Here is a 19,668-nt window from a genome sequence, read left to right as displayed (position 1 = left end):
TCTTTTTGCGGGTTCGACGGTGCTAGCCACCCCTAACCGTCTGCGGACGTCTACCGACTTTTCAACAACTGTACGTTCCGGCGTCCGCAATGGACGCCGGAACTTAGTGTTATATACGGCCTCTATTGGGGCCGGGGAGCCGAGTCGAATCGGCTTCATTGTCTCCAAAGCCGTCGGGAACGCTGTGACCAGGAACCTCGTTAAGAGGAGACTGAGAGAAGCAGGCGCACTTTCCTTGCACACGCATGGAACTGGCCTGGCGGTGGTGGTCCGGGCTCTGCCCGCAGCTGCATCTGCCAGCTGGGAGCAGTTGCTCTCGGACTACAACGCCGCACTGGCAGTGACGACGAAGCGACTGGGTGGCTCCAATCCACGCAACGCTTCGCCGGACCGCAACGGCACCACTACGGAAGGGACACCGCGTGCATGACATAAGCACCGCCGTCGTTCCTTCCTCAACTGTGCCCTCAAACAGGAGCCTGCCCGCAGCTGTGGGTATCTTCCTGTGGGAGCTGCCCCGGAACATCCTCATCCTTTTGCTGAAGGCGTACCGCAAGGTCGTCTCCCCCCTGTACGGCCAGGTTTGCCGTTTCTTTCCCTCCTGCTCGGCGTATGCCTTGGAAGCAGTCACGGTGCACGGCGCCGTCAAGGGTAGCTGGCTCGCAGCCAAGAGGCTCGCCAAATGCCACCCGTGGAACGCCGGTGGAGTGGACCATGTCCCCGCCGGCCATCGTCATTGGCCTGAAGGCCGGACGCCCACAATTGTTGTACTGAACAACCCGGACCAGTTCCTGGCTGCTCAGGCTGATGAAGAAGGCCGCACGGCGGCCTAACGAATAGGGATAACTAATGGATGACTTCTTTGGGACAATCATGTTCCCGTTCAAGTGGCTGGTGTCGATCATCATGGTCGGCTTCCACGAGGGACTGAGCTTCATTGGCCTGCCCGCCGCTAATGGCTGGACCTGGACTCTGTCCATCATTGGCCTCGTGCTGGTGATCCGCGCCGCCCTGATTCCTGTGTTCGTCAAGCAGATCAAGGCGCAGCGCGGCATGCAGCTGCTGCAGCCGGACCTGAAGAAGCTGCAGGCGAAGTACAAGGGTAAAACCGACCAGCTCTCCCGCCAGGCCATGGCACAGGAGCAGATGGCGATGTACAAGAAGCATGGGACCAACCCGTTCTCGGCATGTTTGCCGATGCTGATCCAAATGCCCTTCTTCTTCGCTCTGTTCCAGGTGCTTTCGGGTATCTCGAGCGCCAAGAACGCGGGCAACGGCATTGGGGCCATGAGTGCCCAGCAAGTCGTGGAATTCGATGAGTCGAGCATCTTTGGTGCCCCGTTGTCCTCCGCGCTGCTTCACGGTGGTGCTGGAAACGTCTCCGTAGTGGTTCTGAGCATCATCATGATCGTTGCCATGACTGCCTCGCAGTTCATCACGCAGAAGCAGATCATGGCCAAGAACATGTCCGAAGAGGCCATGGCCAGCCCGTTCATGCGGCAGCAGAAGATGATGCTGTACATCCTGCCCCTCGTGTTCGGTATCGGTGGCATCAACTTCCCGATTGGTGTCCTTATTTACTGGACCACCACCAACCTCTGGACCATGGGCCAGCAGTTCTTCGTCATCCGCCGCATGCCCACCCCGGGTTCACCTGCTGCAAAGGCACTCGAGGAGCGCCGCGCAGCGAAGGGCCTGCCGCCGCTGTTGGGTGGCAAGAAGACTTCAGCCGCTGATGCCGCTGCCGAGGCCGAAGCTGCGGCGGTTGCAGCCGCCGAAGCCCGTGCCCAGCGCGTCCAGCCACAACGTAAGAACAGGAAGAAGAAGTAATGTCTGCCGAGAGCACCGAAGAAGTTACCACCGCCGTAACTGAAGACCAGGACGACTCCCAGGAAGAAACCCAGTCCAAGACGGCCAGCCGCTTGGAAGAGGAAGGCGACATCGCTGCCGACTACCTCGAGGAGCTCCTGGACATCGCCGACATCGACGGCGACATCGACATTGAGGTCCGCAACGGGCGTACCTACATCTCCATCGGCGCAGACGAAGAGTCCGCAGCCCTGGACAGCCTCGTTGGCCGCGACGGCGAGGTGCTGGAAGCACTGCAGGAACTGGCGCGCCTCTCGGTGCTGTCCGCTACCGAGAACCGGTCCCGCTTGGTGCTGGACATCAACGGATACCGCAAGGAGCGCGCCGGCGTTCTCCAGCAGATCGCCGAGGATGCCGTGGCCAAGGTCAAGGCCGATGGTGGGACTGTGGCCCTGGAACCCATGAGCGCTTACGAACGCAAGATCGTCCACGACGTCGTCGCTGATCTCGGACTGGTTTCAGAATCCGAGGGTGAAGGCGCTGGTCGCCACATCGTAGTCTCGGCTGACTAGAAGCTCATGGTTGACATCACCTCAGCTGAACTGGAAGCGGCAGAGAAGATCTTTGGGGAGCGCCTGGATCTCGCCAAGCGCTATGTCGAACACCTGGCTACGTCCGGTACCGAACGGGGACTGATCGGTCCGCGCGAGATCCCTCGCTTGTGGAGCCGTCACGTCCTGAACTGCGCAGTCATCGAATCTGCCATTGCGATGGACAGTCACGTTGCCGACGTGGGGTCCGGTGCGGGCCTTCCGGGTCTTTGCTTGGCAATTGCCCGGCCGGATCTCGAACTTACCTTGATTGAGCCCCTGGAGCGCCGCGTCATTTGGCTCCAAGAGATAGTGGATGATCTCGGCCTGGACAACGTCACCATCATGAGGACCCGCGCTGAACTGGCAGTGGGCCTTGTTGACGCTGACGTCGTTACGGCGCGGGCAGTATCGGCACTGAGCAACCTTGCCGGCCTGACCATCCCACTCTTGAATGGTCGCGGTGAAGTGGTGGCCATTAAGGGCCGAAGCGCAGGCGAAGAGATAGAGAAGGCAAAGAAAGTTATCCGCAAGCTTGGTGGCGTGGAAACGTCCGTTGTGGTTTGCGGACAGGAACTTTTGGAGGAACCCACCACCGTGGTGCGGATCATCGTCAACAAGCCCGGAAAGAGCTCGTAGCTACCGCCCGGTTTCCCGCGTGTCGGCGGCCGAGCGGTTAGGCTAGAGATCGGCAGCAAGCGCCAAATGAGAGTGAGAGTGTGACCAGTGGGCAGTAGTGAAACCTCCACGCAGCGAATCCCGCCGTTTATGTCTTTGGGGTCCGCGCGGGCAATGGCCACACCCTCTGCGTCCCTTCAGTCTGCAATAGTGCGCCCTCATTCGGTTGATAACGCCGTTTCACGTGAAACTGTCACAGATGGAGTGCGAAACGTCATGGATTCCATCGATGATTCCAGCCCCATTGCCCGCCAGCTGGCCAACGAAACGCGCCGGCGTGAACGCCTTGTCGGTCGCGAGCTGCCCAAGCCTGAAGGGACCCGTATCTTCACGGTCTCCAATCAAAAGGGCGGCGTTGGCAAGACCACAACCACGGTCAACATCGCAGCCGCCTTGGCCTCCGCAGGCCTCAACGTCCTGGTCATCGATATTGACCCGCAGGGCAACGCGTCGACGGCCCTCGGCATTGAACACCATGCCGATGTCGACAGCATTTATGACGTCCTGATCAACGATCTGCCCCTGAAAGACGTTGTGGCGCCATGCCCGGACATCCCCAACCTTATCTGCGCCCCCGCTACGATTCACTTGGCTGGTGCCGAGATCGAGCTGGTCTCATTGGTTGCTCGCGAACAGCGTCTCCGCCGTGCCATCGATGTTTACGCCAAGGAACGGGAAAAAAGCGGTGAAGGGCGACTCGACTTCATCTTCATCGACTGCCCGCCGAGTCTCGGCCTGCTCACGGTCAACGCATTCTGCGCGGCCAGCGAGGTACTCATTCCCATCCAGTGCGAGTACTACGCACTTGAAGGCTTGAGCCAGCTGCTCAAGAACATCGAAATGATCCAGAAGCACCTGAACGCCGACCTCGTCGTCTCCACCATTCTGTTGACCATGTACGACGGCCGCACCAACCTCGCCGCCCAAGTTGCTTCTGAGGTGCGCCAGCACTTCCCCGATCAAGTACTGAGTGCCGTGGTACCCCGGTCGGTCCGCATCTCTGAGGCTCCGAGTTACCAGCAGACAGTCATGACCTACGATCCTTCGTCGAGCGGCGCGTTGTCCTACATGGAAGCCGCCGCCGAAATCGCTGAACGCTAGAATTTTTGAAACACTGCAACAGCCTGAGCCGGACCGTGCTTGGCTATCCATCGGAGGGATGAATCAATGAGCGAAAAGCGAAGGGGCCTCGGCAGGGGTCTTGGGGCTCTCATTCCCAGCGCGCCTGGTGCCCAGGGAAATGGCGCCGCAGCTTCCCGTCCCGTGGACCTGTTCTTTCCGGAGGCACGGAAGACCGCCGAACCGTCGTCTGAGACACCAATCACCGAGGTGCTTGCTGACGAGCCCAAAGCGTCCGGTGCCAAGTCTTCCACTTCAGCGCGGACAAAGCCCGCGGCAAAGCCCGCCACCAAGATGTCTTCTTCTTCAGCCAAGACTTCGACTACCAAACGCGCAGCTGCTACTGATGCCGCAGTGGTTGAAGATGAAAACCCGACGGCGGACGAGCCTTCTGCTTCTGTCTCGCCAAGCGTTGAGCTCGTAGAAGTTCCGGGTGCCCGTTTTGCCGAGATTCCGGTCGGCGACATTCATCCAAACCGCAAACAGCCCAGGTCCGTCTTCGATGAGGACGACATGGCTGAGCTGGTGCACTCCGTCAAAGAAATAGGCGTTCTTCAGCCAATTGTTGTCCGGACTTCAACTGAAAAGGGTGGAGAACCGTATGAATTGGTGATGGGTGAGCGTCGTTGGCGGGCCGTGCAGGCCGCAGGACTCGAGACTATTCCTGCAATCGTCCGTGACACCACGGATGACGACCTTCTCCGCGATGCGCTCCTCGAAAACCTGCACCGCAGCCAACTGAACCCGTTGGAAGAAGCAGCGGCCTACCAGCAACTCCTTGAGGACTTTGGTACCACCCACGAACAGTTGGCAGATCGCATTGGCCGGTCCCGCCCGCAGGTTTCCAACACTCTTCGCTTGCTGAAGCTGCCCCCATTGGTGCAGCGCCGAGTCGCTGCCAGTGTACTTTCAGCCGGTCACGCACGTGCCTTGCTGTCCCTTCCTGATGCGGCGGCAATGGAACGCCTGGCTCAGAAGATCGTCGCTGAGGGCATGTCTGTGCGGGCAACCGAAGAAGCCGTAGCTCTGTACCAAGACCCTACTGCGCCTGCGAAGAACTCCATTCCTAAGCCCAACGCTCGCCACGAACGTTTGGATTACCTTGCTTCGTCGCTTTCCGATCGTTTGGATACCAATGTGAAGATTACTTTGGGTGCTCGGAAGGGGCGGGTCAGTATTGAGTTTGCGAGTGTCGAGGATTTGAACCGAATCATGGACGTTCTCGGACCAGGAGCTGAGGACTAGTACTGGAGCATTCAGTAGATGGGGCCCGCTCTTGGAGCGGGCCCCATTTTTTGTCGGCCGTAGTGCGCCCCTGTTCGATCTGGTTTTAGCTCGACGAGGCTGGCCGGTCGTGGCCTTGTCGTTTCACGTGAAACAATGCCGTCAAGGGCGTATGTAAAGGATGCGCCCGGGTACTCGCCCTGCTCTAGCTGTGAAGGTGCCGCTGTATTTCCCCTAAACGTCGCCCGCTGGTGAATTAGCGTCCTTGCCCCTTCTAGCGTTCCGGCGTGTTCACGCGATCATCCAGGCCCGGTTCGTCCAGTTGGATGCCTCCTCCGCTATTGCCTCTTCCGACTAAGTCTGTCGCTGTTGGTGAAATCCGTTGTCTCCTAGCCTGGCGCCGTAGGGACGGGGGCCGCCAAGTGCAATGTGGATCCGCACTGAAACTATAGTCTTGGGGCTGTTTCACGTGAAACAAAGAGGCTGACACCGTGTTGGACAGAGCCTCCGAGGGTCGCATGCCCGTCTAGAGATACTGTTGCGCACTTGCGCTGGTGCATCGCTCAAGTGGCGGAACCTCGCATCGAGGGCTGGGCGAGGGCTGGTTGGCTGATGGGTCTGTTTGTACTGTCTTTGAGGGCGAAGAAGTGCTGTTCAGCGCCTTGATTGCTGCCCTGGGCGCGAACGATCATGTTTCACGTGAAACGGTATTCCGAGTAGTGACTTCGGCACGAGTTGGCTTGCGTGCCGCCGCAAGTATCGCCATCTGCGCACAACTCTAGGTTCGGCTGACTAGCGTGCTCCCTGCATTTGTCGGCATGAGCTGAGTAGCGATGGGGGCGCTAGATGTCGGCATATGTTTCACGTGAAACGGCGCGGCGCCGGAACTACATGATGCCGGATCGGGGTGACATGTAAGCGAGAAGTCGGGCGTCATATCAGCCCTTCAATGGCGGGACGCATCTTCAGGCCTATTCGGCTTGAGGCCGTGAATATCGTGGTCGAACGCGGGTGAAAGGCCCCTTGGACGCCGGCACCAAAGGCCTTGAACCTTGCCCAGTCGAGCCGCTGACCGCGCCGACATCCGTATCAGTGTCTCCCGTCTTGTCGGGCGTACGAGCACCCATGGTTGTCGGCATCCCGCGGCCCCGATATATTTGCTGGGACGGATGGGTGAGACGCCGATCGATCGCAGAACGGAACCCGTCTTCGACCAAACCCCAAGTGGACAAGAGTGCCGGCATTTGGAAGGGCGCCGATTGGTCCGTGAACTTCATGACTACGTTGATCCCATTTGGAGCTGGGCTGCTCAAAGGGGGGTGAGTGCAGACGAGAGTCGGGACAGGGCTTTGGTTGAAATCAGTCAGGAATAGAATGATGGACGGCCGTAACTTAGAGTAGACTATCGGATCGTACGCACTTGGGGCGGAAGATAAAAGTCGAAGGTGGCGTGACAGGGTCCAAGGTAGCGTTCTAGGTCCACGCTTAGATTCCAGCGATTGCACCGACATGTGACGGCCCGAGCAAGCACGGTTGTGGGCTATTTTGCAGCATCTCGATTTGCTGAGCTGTAACGAGATTGTGCCATGGACATTCCAGCTGTTCGGACCAGGGTAAAGGAAAAAAGGTTCATACGGGCTGGGTCAAGGTGCACATCAGAGCAACGCTCGTATACTTTCAGTTCGCGATCTTCGTCCTCAAGTTTTCCTTGACTGGTTCCCGTGCGGGTGCCACAGGCGCCGGTAGGGCACAAGGATCACTGAACTGGTGGAGCGGGCATAGGCAAGCCGAGCGGGCGCTGAACCTGGGCATGTACAGCGCTTACTACGACTTGTCTGGCTACAGGTCCCCTGCCGGTGCCGTCACCGTCCGTGCATCAGACATTGTCTAAAGCTACTCAGAAACGGATGCATCAGCTTGGGCAGGCCATTGCTCGTAGATCTCACGGGTTACTAGCCTCCGCACGCTTGACGTGATCCGCGGACGGATTGATCCGATGTTGGCGTAAGATCCCGTCGGCGTGCCTATATACCCCTGATTCGCTGTCCATGCGCTCAAGTACCTACCTTCGACTTCGGGGGTCCCCTGCGCACGAGGAACCGTACGCGTGGCTACTGCATGACGGTGCGCTTCTGTGATGTTTCACGTGAAACGGACCGGCGTGAGTGTCGGGAGCCTAAGTCCGAAGCCCCCCCACATGTGCAGAAATGATGTGGACAAGTCGGTGGATATCGCTGTGGATAACGATGGGGATAAGTCATCCGTCGAGGCCTCGCTCACTCCGCTAAAATTCCTGGTTCCAGGTCTATTGAAATCCAATATCGAGCGACGAGGACTGGCCCAGTACCTAAGTCTGGCAGCGGTTCCTTGTTGCCGCAGATGCATCCTTGCCAAGGCGCAAAAATGGGCCCATATGCATTGATTCTGGAGGCTTCAGGTGCGTTTCCGTTTGAAAGGGCATCCAAGAAGAAACGAAACAATCCTTCTCGGTGCGAGCGATTTCTGGCCGGTATCGGACTGGCCGGCTTGATCCCCCTATGGGCAATCTCATGGGCAGTGGAAAAGCCTGTGGATAACATTGTGAATAACTACCCCCTTCATCTCAAGTTCTAGTGCTCGTGGCGTCGCTACAAGTGCCCGCTATGGCCAAGTCAACGGTGCGATTTCGTCCCCCGCGTCATCGAGCCGGAAGACCTATGTAACGAGGGGCGCTGAGATCCCCCCTGCATTAGCCGCGGTGGTGTGTCTCAAAATTCTGTGGATGAATGGGACCGAACCGTCTCCCACGGTTGCCGCAGCAGAGGGCTTGGATTTTCAGGCAGAAATCCAAGCCTATTGATCGGATGTCTGGATGCGGCGGCTGCCCTGATCTTGAGCTATCTGCTTCGGCCCAGAGCACGTACGGGTGGTGCGTTATAGGAGACTCAAAGCGGAATCTGACCTTGCGTAATCGGAGCTCAGACTTCCCATCTATAAGCGAGGTTGTACAGCACAGTGCTCGGCGGATGGACCATGTGATGGGTTAGGAATGGGAACCTGCGGGGAGTCGCATCTCCCACGGGCCACAGATTGAAGCCTCCTGCTCCGGGAACAGCCGATACTGCTCAAGGGACATTTGGGTGGCTGCGGAAGGAGCCTCCCTGAAGACATCCGAGTCGCTATAGGGCTGCAGTTGGCGGTGGACGCAGGGCTTGCCTGGGACCTGCGCATTTGTGGCGCTCCGTTTCACGTGAAACATTCGTGTGATTGGCCGGGGCTAGCGCTGATAGAAGGGCCGTCCTGATCGATGCTACTTGGCCGACAGGCTGGAGGTCCCTTACTTGGAGGACCCATTGCCTCCTGCCCTTCCCTCCCGGAAGAGCGTGTCCTAAGCAACACGCAGGTTCGCTCAACAGGAGGATGATCGTGGTCCAGCGTGGCTCGGCTCCATTGACGCCAATGAACTGACTTCGGAGAGCATCGACGCATGCCAACGATCCAACGAGGTAGGCGCGGAGCAGCGGGAAGCCATGACCTGATGGTGGGACCCCATTTCCAGGTCGTTGTGAAAGTGACCACGCGCTGCGCATGTCGGTGTAGCTCCAAGCGCATGGATATGGAGGATGGAAGGAATGCCGATATGCTCCAACGCAGGCAATCCCCATCACTTTCTCCCGCGATGGCGGTTCCAATGAGGATTCAGTACTCCCTGCCGCGCCCTAGGTGCCCTGCCTGCCCCCCAAAGGCCTGGAATCTGGGACCGCGGTACGAGGCTCGATATTGCTCAAGGGAGTGAGGTGAGTCGACTCCTGTGGAGTTGAGCCTACAGTGTGGGCCGTTGACGGGCTGTGGAGCGTCTGAGAATCTGAGGTGTAGCCGCCATCTAGACTGGCGCTACTACGGCTTGAGGCTAGTGCGCGTGGCGATATAGCAGTTGTTCTCCTTCCACAGGTGCTTTGGTCTGGAGACCTTGATTGCGCCCTGCGCTTGAGCTTGTTGGCGTCCCGACTGATCTGCCGCGGTCACACAGCGTGTGTGAAAAATCCAATTTTGGTCGGTCGAAGGTTCGTCAGTGCGTGAGTCGAGCTTTGTTTCACGTGAAACATCAGCCACTCGACTGAGCCCGCGCTCGGATGGTCATTGAAATGGCTCTGCTAATGCCGTACTTCTGTCTGTAGGGCGGATGGCAGCTTCGTGAGTAACGTGCCGAAGGCAACCAAGGAGAACATGGGACTGTATTCAGAGGTACCCAGTACGGTGTTGTCGTGGGTCGCGTCTACACATTCCTGGCACCCTACAGGATGCGTAGTGTGTGAAACGGCTCTCTGACTTATTGGGTGTAAATCTAGCGGCCCACTGAACAGGTGCTCCTACGGATCATGAGCTACTTGTTAGCGTCTGTGGAAGCGCGGCAGTATGCCGGACAGCGTAGAGGATGCGGGATTGACGCTGAGACCGGAAGTAGCGTGCCGGGGATTCCACGAATAGTTGATGACATGCCCCCCAGCAGCGTAGAGCTGGTTACACGCACAAGGCGCTGAGCCAGGCCCGCAATAGGAAACCAGCGCGGCTTCGTCCGGTTGCCAACCGCGCGAGGTGAACAATTCACTGAGCATGACGGGCTAGAAAAGGGCGCCTGGATGGGCTAGAAGAGGGCACCTGTCAGTCTCAAACACTTTTTAGTGGAGTAGTCCCGGCGCTCTTTTGGGAGCCATTCTCTGTTTGAATTCAGAGACTCAGAGCATGGGTAGATCGTTCAGATACGTAGCTCACTGGGACGTAGATTGGGACAGTTGGATCGGTTTCACGTGAAACATCTCCAACGTTCGCGGTCGATGGAGCACATGAGACAAGAATTGCCGCGTCACAACACAGCTTCGGTGCCAGTGCGCTCTGTAGTCGCGCGCCTGTTCGACCTATTGAAACCCACCGACGCACTCCAGGTCTCGTGCGCCAAACCACAGGAAAGCGGGAGCCAATTCTCCTTGAGTTTCGTTCGACCGCAGCCGCCAGCCCTCCATGAGCGGGCGCCGCCTCGAACATATGGGGTCGGGATATGAGTGGGGGTTGGCCGGGAGGGGCGGGGGTGTGAGTGGGGGTTGGCCGGGAGGGGCGGGGGTGTGAGTGGGGGTTGGATGGGAGGGGCGGGGGTGTGAGTGGGGGTTGGATGGGAGGGGCGGGGGTGTGAGTGGGGGTTGGCCGGGAGGGGCGGGGGTGTGAGTGGGGGTTGGCCGGGAGGGGGGGATGTGAGTGGGGTTGGCCGGGAGGGGCGGGGGTGTGAGTGGGGGTTGGCCGGGAGGGGCGGGGGCGGGAGTTGCCCCTACCCCAGTGAGGGGGAAGTCGAGCCACGGATTCGCGGCGCAACGGTCGTCAACAAGCGCACGGGAGCCGCCAATGCATCCTGAAGAGGTTCATTTCACGGAAAATAAACAAAAAGCCGGCGGTTCCTACCCCGTATGGAGCAGGAACCGCCGGCTTTAGACGTTGAGCGGGAACTTAGGACAGTACGTCCGCGAATTCCTTTTCGAAGAACTGCTTCGGCTTGGCACCGATGACAGTGTTCTTCACTTCTCCCCCGCTGAACAGGTACACGGCCGGGATGGACGTGATGCCATACTCAGCTGCGATAGCAGGGTTGTCGTCGACGTTGAGTTTCACGACCTCAACCTTGTCGCTGTACTCGACGGAGATCTCGTCGAGGATGGGGCCGAGCTTGCGGCAGGGGCCACACCACTCTGCCCAGAAGTCCACGATGACCGGCTTGTCGGAAGCCAGGACATCCGTGCTGAAGCTTGCGTCAGTTACGTCTTTTGCGTTGCTCATAACTTTTCCCTTCGTATGGTTGCTTGGATGCAGCTTAGGAGTTCAGGTCCGCGAGGTAGTGCTCTACGTCAAGGGCGGCCACGCAGCCCGAGCCCGAAGCCGTGATGGCTTGGCGGTAGGTGGGGTCGATGACGTCACCCGCGGCGAAGACACCCTTGATGTTCGTCTTGGAGCTGCGGCCCTCCACGGCGATGGTTCCTTCAGGGGTCAGGTCCACCTTGCCCTTGACGAGGTCTGTGCGGGGATCGTTTCCGATGGCCACGAACACGCCGGTGACTGCGAGCTCGGACTCAGTGCCGTCCACCAGGTTCTTCAGCTTGAGGCCCGTAACTTTGTCCCCACCGAGGACGTCTTCAACGGCCGTGTTCCAGACAAACTTGATCTTTTCGTGTGCCTGGGCGCGGTCACCCATGATCTTTGACGCCTTGAGGGTGTCGCGGCGGTGGACGACGGTAACGGACTTGGCGAACTTGGTGAGGAAGAGTGCTTCCTCCATTGCGGAGTCGCCGCCACCGATGACGGCGATGTCCTGGTCCTTGAAGAAGAAACCGTCGCAGGTTGCACACCAGCTAACGCCGTGGCCTGAGAGCCGCTTTTCGTTGGCCAATCCCAGCTCGCGGTAAGCCGAGCCCGTGGACAGAATGATGGCCTTCGCCTGGAAGGTCTCCCCCGTACCGATGGTGACCGTCTTGATGTCGCCTTCGAGGTCCAGCTCGGTAACGTCCTCGAACTGGATTTCAGTGCCGAAGCGGGCGGCTTGCTTTTCGAAGTTCTCCATCAGGTCCGGACCCATGATGCCTTCCGGGAATCCCGGGTAGTTCTCAACGTCCGTGGTGTTCATCAACTCGCCACCAGCGGTGACAGAGCCGGCAATGAGCAGAGGATTCATGTTGGCGCGGGCGGTGTAAACAGCGGCTGTGTAGCCAGCGGGGCCTGAACCTACGATGATGACGTCGCGCACCTGCGATGCGCCGTTTTCTGCAATGCTCACGTGGCGTGAACCTCTTCCTTAGTCGATGCTGCGGCTTTCGGGGCAGCCACCTGACTCAACCCCAGTTAAGCCCCAAATATTCCGTTGGAGTTTGTCGGCCCTAAAAGCCACCAACATTCAGGGTACCTTCTGGACACGCGCCAAATCGAAGCGGTGACACCCACGCAGGTAGCAGTAGAGGCCGTCCTGGCAAGTCAGAACGGCCTCTACTGGTGCTTGGTTTGGTGCGGACTACTGGACTGCGACTTCAGCCAAGCGCAGACCGAATCCGAAGCGGGTCTTCGGGGCGGCCAGCTTGGGGAGGGTTTTGATATCCACAATGATGTACTGGGTTTGCGTCGGCGCTGCGAGGGGCAGGGTCAATTCAGGCGAGGTGAAGCTGTTGGTGCCTACCAGCTTGGCGCCGTCCATGGCGGGGCGGTCGTTGGTGTAGACGCTGATGCTGCCGCCCGATCCACCCAGTTGGTTCAGCACAATGGACTTGACCTCGGTCTTTTCCTTGAGCTTGATGACCAGCGGCATGTTCGTGACCAGGCCACCCCAGTCCGCCGTCGCGAATTCCATGTCTGACCAGTAGCTTGCCGCGTTGCCGTCAAAGGCGCGTGCAAGGTCCTTGTCGTAGGTGGCCGCGAAGGGGAAATCTCCCAGGCGGGTGATGCCCTCGATGGCCGGCGGCGCCGCGGGCGGCGGAGCCTGCGTGGGGGCCGGTTCTTCGGTCTTGGTTTCGCTGGACGGCGGGGCCGGCGTGCTCTGGCTCGCTGCGGGCGCACTGCTGGGAAGGAGGCTGCCAAGGTTGGTAACAGCCAGGATTAGACCTACCACCAGGACAGCAGCCAGCAGGCCACCAACCAGCCAGCGGAGCGAACGGGGTTCCTTCTCGGGAGCCTCGTCTTCGTATACCTCGTTGTCGTCGTAGTCCTCTTGGACAGCGGCCGACGCCGGGAAGCTGGTTGGAGCGCGATCGTAGCCAGTGTCCGAGGTACTGCCCGCAGCGGCAGCTCCCCCGGCAGCGGCGCCTGCCCCTGCAAAGCCGTAGTCCTCCTCGGACCAGAGCGATACCTTGGGCTCAGCAGCCCCTGCAGGCTTAGCGGTCTCGGCAGGCCTGGCCGGCTCGCGGGCAGGTGCTTGCTGGGAACTGACAGCCTGGGTAGGCGGTTGGGTCGGTGCGGCGGGCCTGGCCGGCGGCGGAGTCGGTTGTGAGGTAACGGCCTGGGTGGGCGGCTGGTGGGACGCTCCCCCAGTGGCACCTGAGGCAGCGGCATCAGCGCCGGCGCCAGCACCGGCGTCGTGATTCCTGGAACCCTGGTTCTTCAGCGCGGCGGCGGCAGCGAGCCCCGCTGCTCCGGCTCCGGCAGCAGCGGCAGCGAGCTTACCGGCGATGCCACTCTTGGCAGATGTGGGGCTGGAGGCAGGCCTGGGAGGCACATTCCCGGCCTCGGAACCAGGCGTTACCTGATCAGCATCGGCCTCGGACGGGATGGGGTAGCCATTTTCGTCGTATTGGATGTACTCGGCGTCGTGCTCGTCGTCTTCATAGAGGCCGTCGTAGGTTTCGGGCTCGTACGTGCGCGGCTGCCCAAAGATTTCGCTGCCGAGCGTCTCCGTGAAGAAGGGCTCGATATATGGCGGGTTGGTGGCCACAACGAGGTCGAGCAGGTCCGGCGCGGAGCTGTGGTTGGTGATGAGATACGTGGTGTTATCGCTGATGCCGAGGTCCAGGATCTGGACGTGGCCAGGGCGCTCCCCGGTGGCGACTTCACGGGCGCTCTGGGCAACCTGCTCGGCGTTTCCGGGTCCGGCGACGAGGATGCTCACGGGACGGTTGAGGACCTGGTCCACGCCGTCGAGCACCTGATCTTGGTCATGCGAGGTCAACACATTGGCCGTGACCTTGTAGCGGCCGCCAAGTACTGATCCGACGTCGATCGGGTGGGACACGTGTTCCTCCTAGGCTGTCCGGGAGCTGCGGGTCCTGCACACGGCCGGCCCGGCGAGCCGGTTCAACCGCTTTTGCAACTACCTATATTCGTTTCTAGCCTAGCTGATTGGTGCCCGCCGCCCGTGTTGGCGGCACCGGCTTACTTCTTGTTCTGCCTGCTGGGGAAGTATGGGTTGCGCCCCGCATCGCCTTGGTAGGTCCGCCGGCCCGGCAACGGGACCTGCGGGCGGAACCTGCCACCCAAGGCTGTGCTGGGCACGTCTTCGTCGGGCAGGTAGGTCTTTGGGGCGTCCACAGCGGCGGCCGATGCCGTGCGCTGGGGCCCAACAGCCGGACCGGCCCTGAACGAGGCGGCGTCGAACTCGCCCGAGATGCGCGGGATCAAACCGGTGTCGTCCGAGACTGTGGCGCGTTCCGGCGTCGTGGGTTCTGTGGCTCCTGCGGCGACCGGCTCCGGCGCGCCGCGGCCCAAACGTCCCATGAGCGGGCGCAGGAGGTCGCGAAGTTCGGTGACGTGGAAGACCCTTAGCAAGACCAGGTAGGCGAGCAACATGACGGGCCCGACGACGACGACGGTCACCAGGGCGGCCGGGCGGCTGCTCCACGCGAAACCGTCGGCCCGGTAGCTGCCCAGGAGCCATAGGGCTGCCGCCCCCGCCAGCGCTGAACCAAGTCCGGCGTAGCCCATGCGGATATAGGAGTTTGCGATCCTTGGCCCGTCGAGGTGGCCCAGCAACCGGCGCAGGAACACCACGCTGATCACCACGGAGAGAATGTTGCCCAACGTGTAGAGGATCGCGATCGCGTAAATGATCTGGCCCACGGGGAGGAACTGGATGAAGAACGCGCCCACCACGTAGATCACCGCCAGCCACAACTGCACGTACAGGGGCGTGCGGGCGTCCTCGTTGGCGTAGAACACGCGGGACATCATGAAGTTCGCGCTCAGGAACGGGGTACTGAGCGCAAGGATTGTGAGGGTCTGCGCCAGCATGACGCCGTCTTGCGGATTGCCGCCGGAGAAGAACATGCCCAGCGGGCCGGCCAAGGCAAACAGGGCCAACGCACCGAAAACCGTGGCAACGGCCATGGTCCGGAGACCGTGGGACAGGGCGTCGCGGAGTTCGGCCTTGTTACCGTCCTGGGATGCGCGCGTCATGCGGTTAAAGAGGACTGTAGCCAGCGACAAAGCGATGATCGAATGCGGCAGCAGATACAGCTGGCTGGCGACTTCCAGGACGGCGTTGCCGGGCAGGACGGCTGCCGCGGCGGTATCCCCTGCGTTGTCCAAGCGGAGGCGTTCGGCACCGGGAATGGTGGCGATCCTCATGACGTACAGGAAGGCCAACTGTCCGACGGCGGCAGTCGCCAGCGTCCAAACACTCAGCTTGGCTGCCTGGCCCAGTCCAACGCCGCGCCAGCCAAAACGAGGACGCAGGCCAAGGCGCAAACGGAAGACGGGGATGAGGAGGATGGCCGTCTGCGCGATCACACCAAAGGTAGAGAAGCCGGCGATCAGGAATGTCTGCGTGGGCCCCCAGTTGTCGATTGTGTGGGGGTTGGTGATGTTGGCGCCGAGGATCCAGATGAACATTCCCAGGCCTGCGATGGCCACGAGGTTGTTCAGGATGGGCGCCCACATGGCCGGGCCGAACGCTCCGTGCGCATTCAGGACCTGGGTCAGCAGGGCATAGAGCCCGTAGAAGAAGATTTGCGGGAGACACCAGAACGCGAAAGTGACCGCCAGGGCCTTTTGTTGTTCGGAGTACCCCTGCGTGGTCAGATCGATGACCAGGGGTGCCGCAAGGGTTACCAACGCCGTGAGTGCCAGAAGCACCAGCACGGCCAGGGTCAGCAGGCGGCTGATGTAGTCCGCGCCGCGGTCCGGGGCTTTGCTCGCCTTGATGATCTGCGGCACCAGGACGGCGTTGAACACGCCGCCGGCCACCAGCAGGAAGATCAGGTTGGGCAGGTTGTTCGCGTTGATGAACGTGTCATTGACGGTGGATCCCAGGCCCAAGGCGGCGCCGAGCATCCAGGTTTTGGCGAAGCCAAGGAACCGGGAAACGAGCGTCCCTGCAGCCATGATGGCGCTGGAACGTGCTTCTCCGGATTGAACGGACTGGGTGGTTTTGGCTTCAGACATCGCCTTTATCGTCCCATGTACCCGGGTCAGAGGTGTTCGGGCAGCACTTCCCGTGCCAGATCGGCGATGCGGCGTTCATTCGGGAAGGACAGTTTGCGGGCCAGTTCCTGGATAGGAACCCACGCGGCGTCCACGGCTTCCTGGTCAGGATCGTTCTCGATGGTCAGCTCACCGCCCGTTGCCTGGAGCAGGAAATGGTGGACGGTTTTGTGGACGCGGTGACCGCTCACGGTGAACCAATAGTCGATGCTGCCCAGGGGTGCCAGGATGCTGCCCTCGATGCCGGTTTCCTCGGCGATCTCGCGGACGGCTGCTTCCTCGTTGTTTTCCCGGCCTTCGGGATGGCCTTTCGGTAAGCACCATTCGAGCCGGCCACCCCTATTAAGGCGGGCAATAATCGCAACCCGGAGTTCGCCGTCGGACGTGTCCACAACAACGCCGCCCGCTGACACTTCCTCAACAGTAGGAAGTGAGGCCTGTACCGGGTGCTGCGGAGCAGGCGCGACGTGGGCACCGATTGCCGACGGCAACGGTGCGTTTGTCCTCCTGCCAGGAGCGCTCGGGATCGGGTTGGCCATGAGGTCCACTCTAACGACTCTTGCCCCGGAGTGATGACCGGGACATGGCTACAAGATGGACTGCAGGAGACGGTCCGCGGACGCATGCCTGATATTGCATGGAACAGTGGCCCACTCCCGGATAAAAATCTGCCAAGCTTAAGGGACTATGGCGCACGTATTGGACAGCTCTTCTGTTAACTTCACCATCGATCCGGTGGTGCTCGACCTCGGGCAGCGCTTTGTCGACGCCGGCTTTGAGCTGTCCTTGGTCGGTGGCCCCGTGCGCGACCTCTTCCTGGGGAGGACATCCCCGGACCTCGACTTCACCACCGACGCCACACCGGACCAGACCATCGCCGTCATCAAGAAGTGGGCGGACAACTTCTGGGAGATCGGCCGCGCCTTCGGCACCATCGGGATGAAGAAGAGTGGTTTCCAGATCGAGATCACCACATACCGCGCCGAGGCCTACGATCCCGATTCCCGGAAGCCCGTGGTGGCTTTCGGGAACTCCTTGACGGATGACCTGCTGCGCCGCGACTTCACCATCAACGCCATGGCCCTTCGGCTGCCCAGCCTGGAACTCGTGGATCCCTTCGGCGGGGTCCGCGACCTCCACGCCTCCGAGTTGGCAACACCTGGCGCTCCCGAGGCGTCATTCTCGGATGACCCCCTGCGCATGATGCGCGCGGCCCGGTTCGCGTCGCAGCTCGGCGTGTCGGTTCACGACGACGTCCGGCTCGCCATGTCCCAAATGGCCGACCGCATCAAGATCATTTCCGCCGAACGCGTCCGCGAAGAACTGGTCAAGCTTATTAACGGAGCCCACCCGCGCGTGGGTATCGACCTCCTGGTGGATACAGGTTTGGCCGAGTTCGTGCTCCCTGAGGTCTCTGCGCTGCGTCTGGAAGCCGACGAGCACCACCGCCACAAGGACGTGTACCAGCATTCACTCCAGGTCCTGGAGCAGGCCGCCGCACTGGAAACAGGTCCCGATGGCCCGGTGCCCGGGCCGGACTTTGTGCTGAGGTTCGCTGCGTTGATGCACGACGTCGGCAAGCCGGCTACGCGCCGTTTCGAACAGGGCGGCGCGGTGAGCTTCCGCCACCACGACGTTGTCGGTGCGAAACTGACGGCCAAGCGGATGAAGGCGCTCAGGTTCGACAACGACTCGATCAAGGCTGTTTCCCGCTTGGTGGAACTTCACATGCGTTTCTACGGCTACGGCGATGCGGGCTGGAGCGACTCAGCTGTCCGCCGGTACGTTACCGACGCCGGTCCCCTGCTGGAACGCCTGCACCGGCTGACCCGCTCCGATGTCACCACGCGTAACCAGCGCAAGGCTGACCGCTTGTCCTTCGCCTACGATGACCTTGAGCACCGCATCGCGGCGCTCTTGGAGCAGGAATCGCTGGCAGCCGTCCGGCCTGACCTCGATGGAGCGCAGATCATGGCCCTTCTGGGACTCAAGCCGGGACCGGTAGTGGGCAAGGCCTACAAGTTCCTCCTGGAGGAGCGCATGGAACATGGACCGCTGTCCCCGGAGGAAGCCGAGCAGAAGCTTTTGGCGTGGTGGGGCACGCAACCCGAGTCCGCCGTCGTCGAGCCTTTGACTGAAACTGAGGAGCCCTCATGAATGCTGCGACTTCCCCACGTCCGCAACTCTGGATTCTTCGCCACGGCGAAACGGAGTGGTCCAAGAGCGGCCAGTACACCGGCCTGACTGATCTACCCCTCACTGTTGAGGGTGAGCAGCAGGCTGTTGAAGCACGCAAGGTCCTGGAAGGCATCGACTTCGACCTGGTGCTGACCTCGCCGCTGCGACGTGCCCGCCGGACAGCCGAACTGGCCGGCTACCCGGAAGCGGTGCACGAGCCGCTGGCGGTCGAATGGAACTATGGCGACTACGAGGGCATCAGCTCGGACCTGATCCGTAAGGACAACCCGGACTACCTCATCTGGACAGATGGTGTTCCCAACGGGGAGACCCTGGACGAGGTGGCTGCCCGTGCCGACAAGATCATCGGGCGCGTCCTGGAGTCCGGAATGGACAATGTCCTGGTGGTAGCCCACGGGCATTTCTCCCGCATCCTTACCGCGCGTTGGCTCGAAATGGACGCCCGTGAAGGTCGGCATTTCATCCTCGGTACAGCCAAAGTCTGCACGCTCGGCTGGGATAAGCGGACGCCCGCAATTGTCCGCTGGGGCCTCTAAAAACATTCATTGAGAAAAAGTTTTGGGGAAACAGCGAATTCCGCTGGCCAAACTCCTTGTTCATGGGGTAGCTTATATCTTGTTCCCAGAGCGATCCGCCGGGAACCAGGCGCGCATTCTTCCGATTTGTCACTCGGGTGAATGCCACAGCAGGCTGTAAAGGCCGGAAGGAGGTTGGGAAAAATGATTACTTTGACTAGCGGACGAAAGTTGACCGTCAATGCTGCCCCGGCCTCTGCTGATGATCGACGCCATTTTTGCTCTCTGACCCACTCCTGATCCATCGGACCGGCCTGTTGCCGGCGGTGTTCATGACGGCCTTCCTCACCTTGGATGGCTGAGTAGTCAGCTGTAGGCGCGGACCCAAGCAGCATGCCGCGGGTGCGCAGTTTCCCCAAAGTTCGGAACCAGCTTCTTGTTGGGTCGACTGCCGGAAGCTCACGCAATGATGCAATGACGTTTCGGGAATTCCTGATTCGGTCCGCTAATTACCTTTCACCAGCCTCGGTACATTGTGCCCATTTTGGCCTTTGATTTCTTTATCCTCAAATGGCCCTAATTGTTGCGCCTAAATACCCGGCATAATCCCCCCGAAA

General features: G+C 60.5%; 14 protein-coding genes. 9 read left to right on the top strand and 5 right to left on the bottom strand.

All coding sequences use genetic code 11. The features are described from left to right. Window positions 1–19 precede the first annotated feature (19 nt). From rnpA to J2Y68_RS11225, 7 genes are all read left to right on the top strand, one after another. Window positions 20–430: a ribonuclease P protein component gene (rnpA, locus tag J2Y68_RS11255; protein ID WP_211710335.1), complete on the top strand. Its 411-nt coding sequence runs from the start codon at window positions 20–22 to the stop codon at window positions 428–430. After that, window positions 423–833, top strand: coding sequence for a membrane protein insertion efficiency factor YidD (gene yidD / locus J2Y68_RS11250; RefSeq protein ID WP_397334930.1), 411 nt, complete (start codon window positions 423–425; stop codon window positions 831–833). The genes rnpA and yidD overlap by 8 nt, the downstream gene beginning before the upstream one ends. 16 nt (window positions 834–849) lie before the next feature. After that, window positions 850–1,830, top strand: a complete 981-nt coding sequence (yidC, locus tag J2Y68_RS11245; protein WP_309993354.1) for a membrane protein insertase YidC — start codon at window positions 850–852, stop codon at window positions 1,828–1,830. After that, the gene (locus J2Y68_RS11240) at window positions 1,830–2,381 is read left to right on the top strand and encodes a Jag family protein (RefSeq protein ID WP_309993352.1); all 552 of its coding nucleotides are present in this window, start codon (window positions 1,830–1,832) and stop codon (window positions 2,379–2,381) included. Before yidC ends, J2Y68_RS11240 begins: the two co-directional genes overlap by 1 nt. 6 nt (window positions 2,382–2,387) lie before the next feature. Then, window positions 2,388–3,038 carry a 16S rRNA (guanine(527)-N(7))-methyltransferase RsmG gene (gene rsmG, locus J2Y68_RS11235; RefSeq protein WP_309993350.1) on the top strand — a complete coding sequence of 217 codons (651 nt, stop codon included), beginning with the start codon at window positions 2,388–2,390 and terminating at the stop codon, window positions 3,036–3,038. Window positions 3,039–3,125: 87 nt separating this feature from the next. Then, window positions 3,126–4,178 carry a ParA family protein gene (locus tag J2Y68_RS11230; RefSeq protein ID WP_309993347.1) on the top strand — a complete coding sequence of 351 codons (1,053 nt, stop codon included), beginning with the start codon at window positions 3,126–3,128 and terminating at the stop codon, window positions 4,176–4,178. A gap of 66 nt (window positions 4,179–4,244) precedes the next feature. Continuing rightward, a complete protein-coding gene (locus tag J2Y68_RS11225) occupies window positions 4,245–5,441 on the top strand; it encodes a ParB/RepB/Spo0J family partition protein (RefSeq protein WP_309993345.1) in 1,197 nt (398 codons plus the stop codon). A gap of 5,454 nt (window positions 5,442–10,895) precedes the next feature. On the opposite strand, the gene trxA is transcribed toward J2Y68_RS11225, so the two are convergent. The 5 genes from trxA to J2Y68_RS11200 form a co-directional block, all read right to left on the bottom strand. Next, the gene (gene trxA / locus J2Y68_RS11220) at window positions 10,896–11,222 is read right to left on the bottom strand and encodes a thioredoxin (protein WP_211710329.1); all 327 of its coding nucleotides are present in this window, start codon (window positions 11,220–11,222) and stop codon (window positions 10,896–10,898) included. A gap of 34 nt (window positions 11,223–11,256) precedes the next feature. After that, on the bottom strand, window positions 11,257–12,213 hold the full coding sequence (gene trxB, locus J2Y68_RS11215) for a thioredoxin-disulfide reductase (RefSeq protein ID WP_211710328.1): 957 nt from the start codon (window positions 12,211–12,213) through the stop codon (window positions 11,257–11,259). 231 nt (window positions 12,214–12,444) lie between these two features. Next, window positions 12,445–14,151, bottom strand: a complete 1,707-nt coding sequence (locus J2Y68_RS11210) for an ABC transporter substrate-binding protein (RefSeq protein ID WP_309993341.1) — start codon at window positions 14,149–14,151, stop codon at window positions 12,445–12,447. 140 nt (window positions 14,152–14,291) lie between these two features. Continuing rightward, window positions 14,292–16,298, bottom strand: a complete 2,007-nt coding sequence (gene murJ, locus J2Y68_RS11205; protein ID WP_309993338.1) for a murein biosynthesis integral membrane protein MurJ — start codon at window positions 16,296–16,298, stop codon at window positions 14,292–14,294. Window positions 16,299–16,324: 26 nt separating this feature from the next. Further along, a complete protein-coding gene (locus J2Y68_RS11200; RefSeq protein ID WP_090822121.1) occupies window positions 16,325–16,828 on the bottom strand; it encodes an NUDIX hydrolase in 504 nt (167 codons plus the stop codon). Window positions 16,829–17,024: 196 nt separating this feature from the next. Between J2Y68_RS11200 and J2Y68_RS11195 the strand changes: the two genes are divergently transcribed. Both J2Y68_RS11195 and J2Y68_RS11190 read left to right on the top strand, forming a co-directional pair. Then, window positions 17,025–18,494, top strand: coding sequence for a CCA tRNA nucleotidyltransferase (locus tag J2Y68_RS11195; RefSeq protein WP_309993336.1), 1,470 nt, complete (start codon window positions 17,025–17,027; stop codon window positions 18,492–18,494). After that, window positions 18,491–19,072 (top strand): histidine phosphatase family protein, encoded by a 582-nt coding sequence (locus J2Y68_RS11190; RefSeq protein WP_089597061.1) that lies wholly within the window; start codon window positions 18,491–18,493, stop codon window positions 19,070–19,072. The genes J2Y68_RS11195 and J2Y68_RS11190 overlap by 4 nt, the downstream gene beginning before the upstream one ends. Window positions 19,073–19,668: the final 596 nt, after the last annotated feature.

Source organism: Paenarthrobacter nitroguajacolicus, from assembly GCF_031455195.1.
GTDB classification, from domain to species: domain Bacteria; phylum Actinomycetota; class Actinomycetes; order Actinomycetales; family Micrococcaceae; genus Arthrobacter; species Arthrobacter nitroguajacolicus_D.
This window is presented reverse-complemented; position numbering and strand designations above follow the sequence as displayed.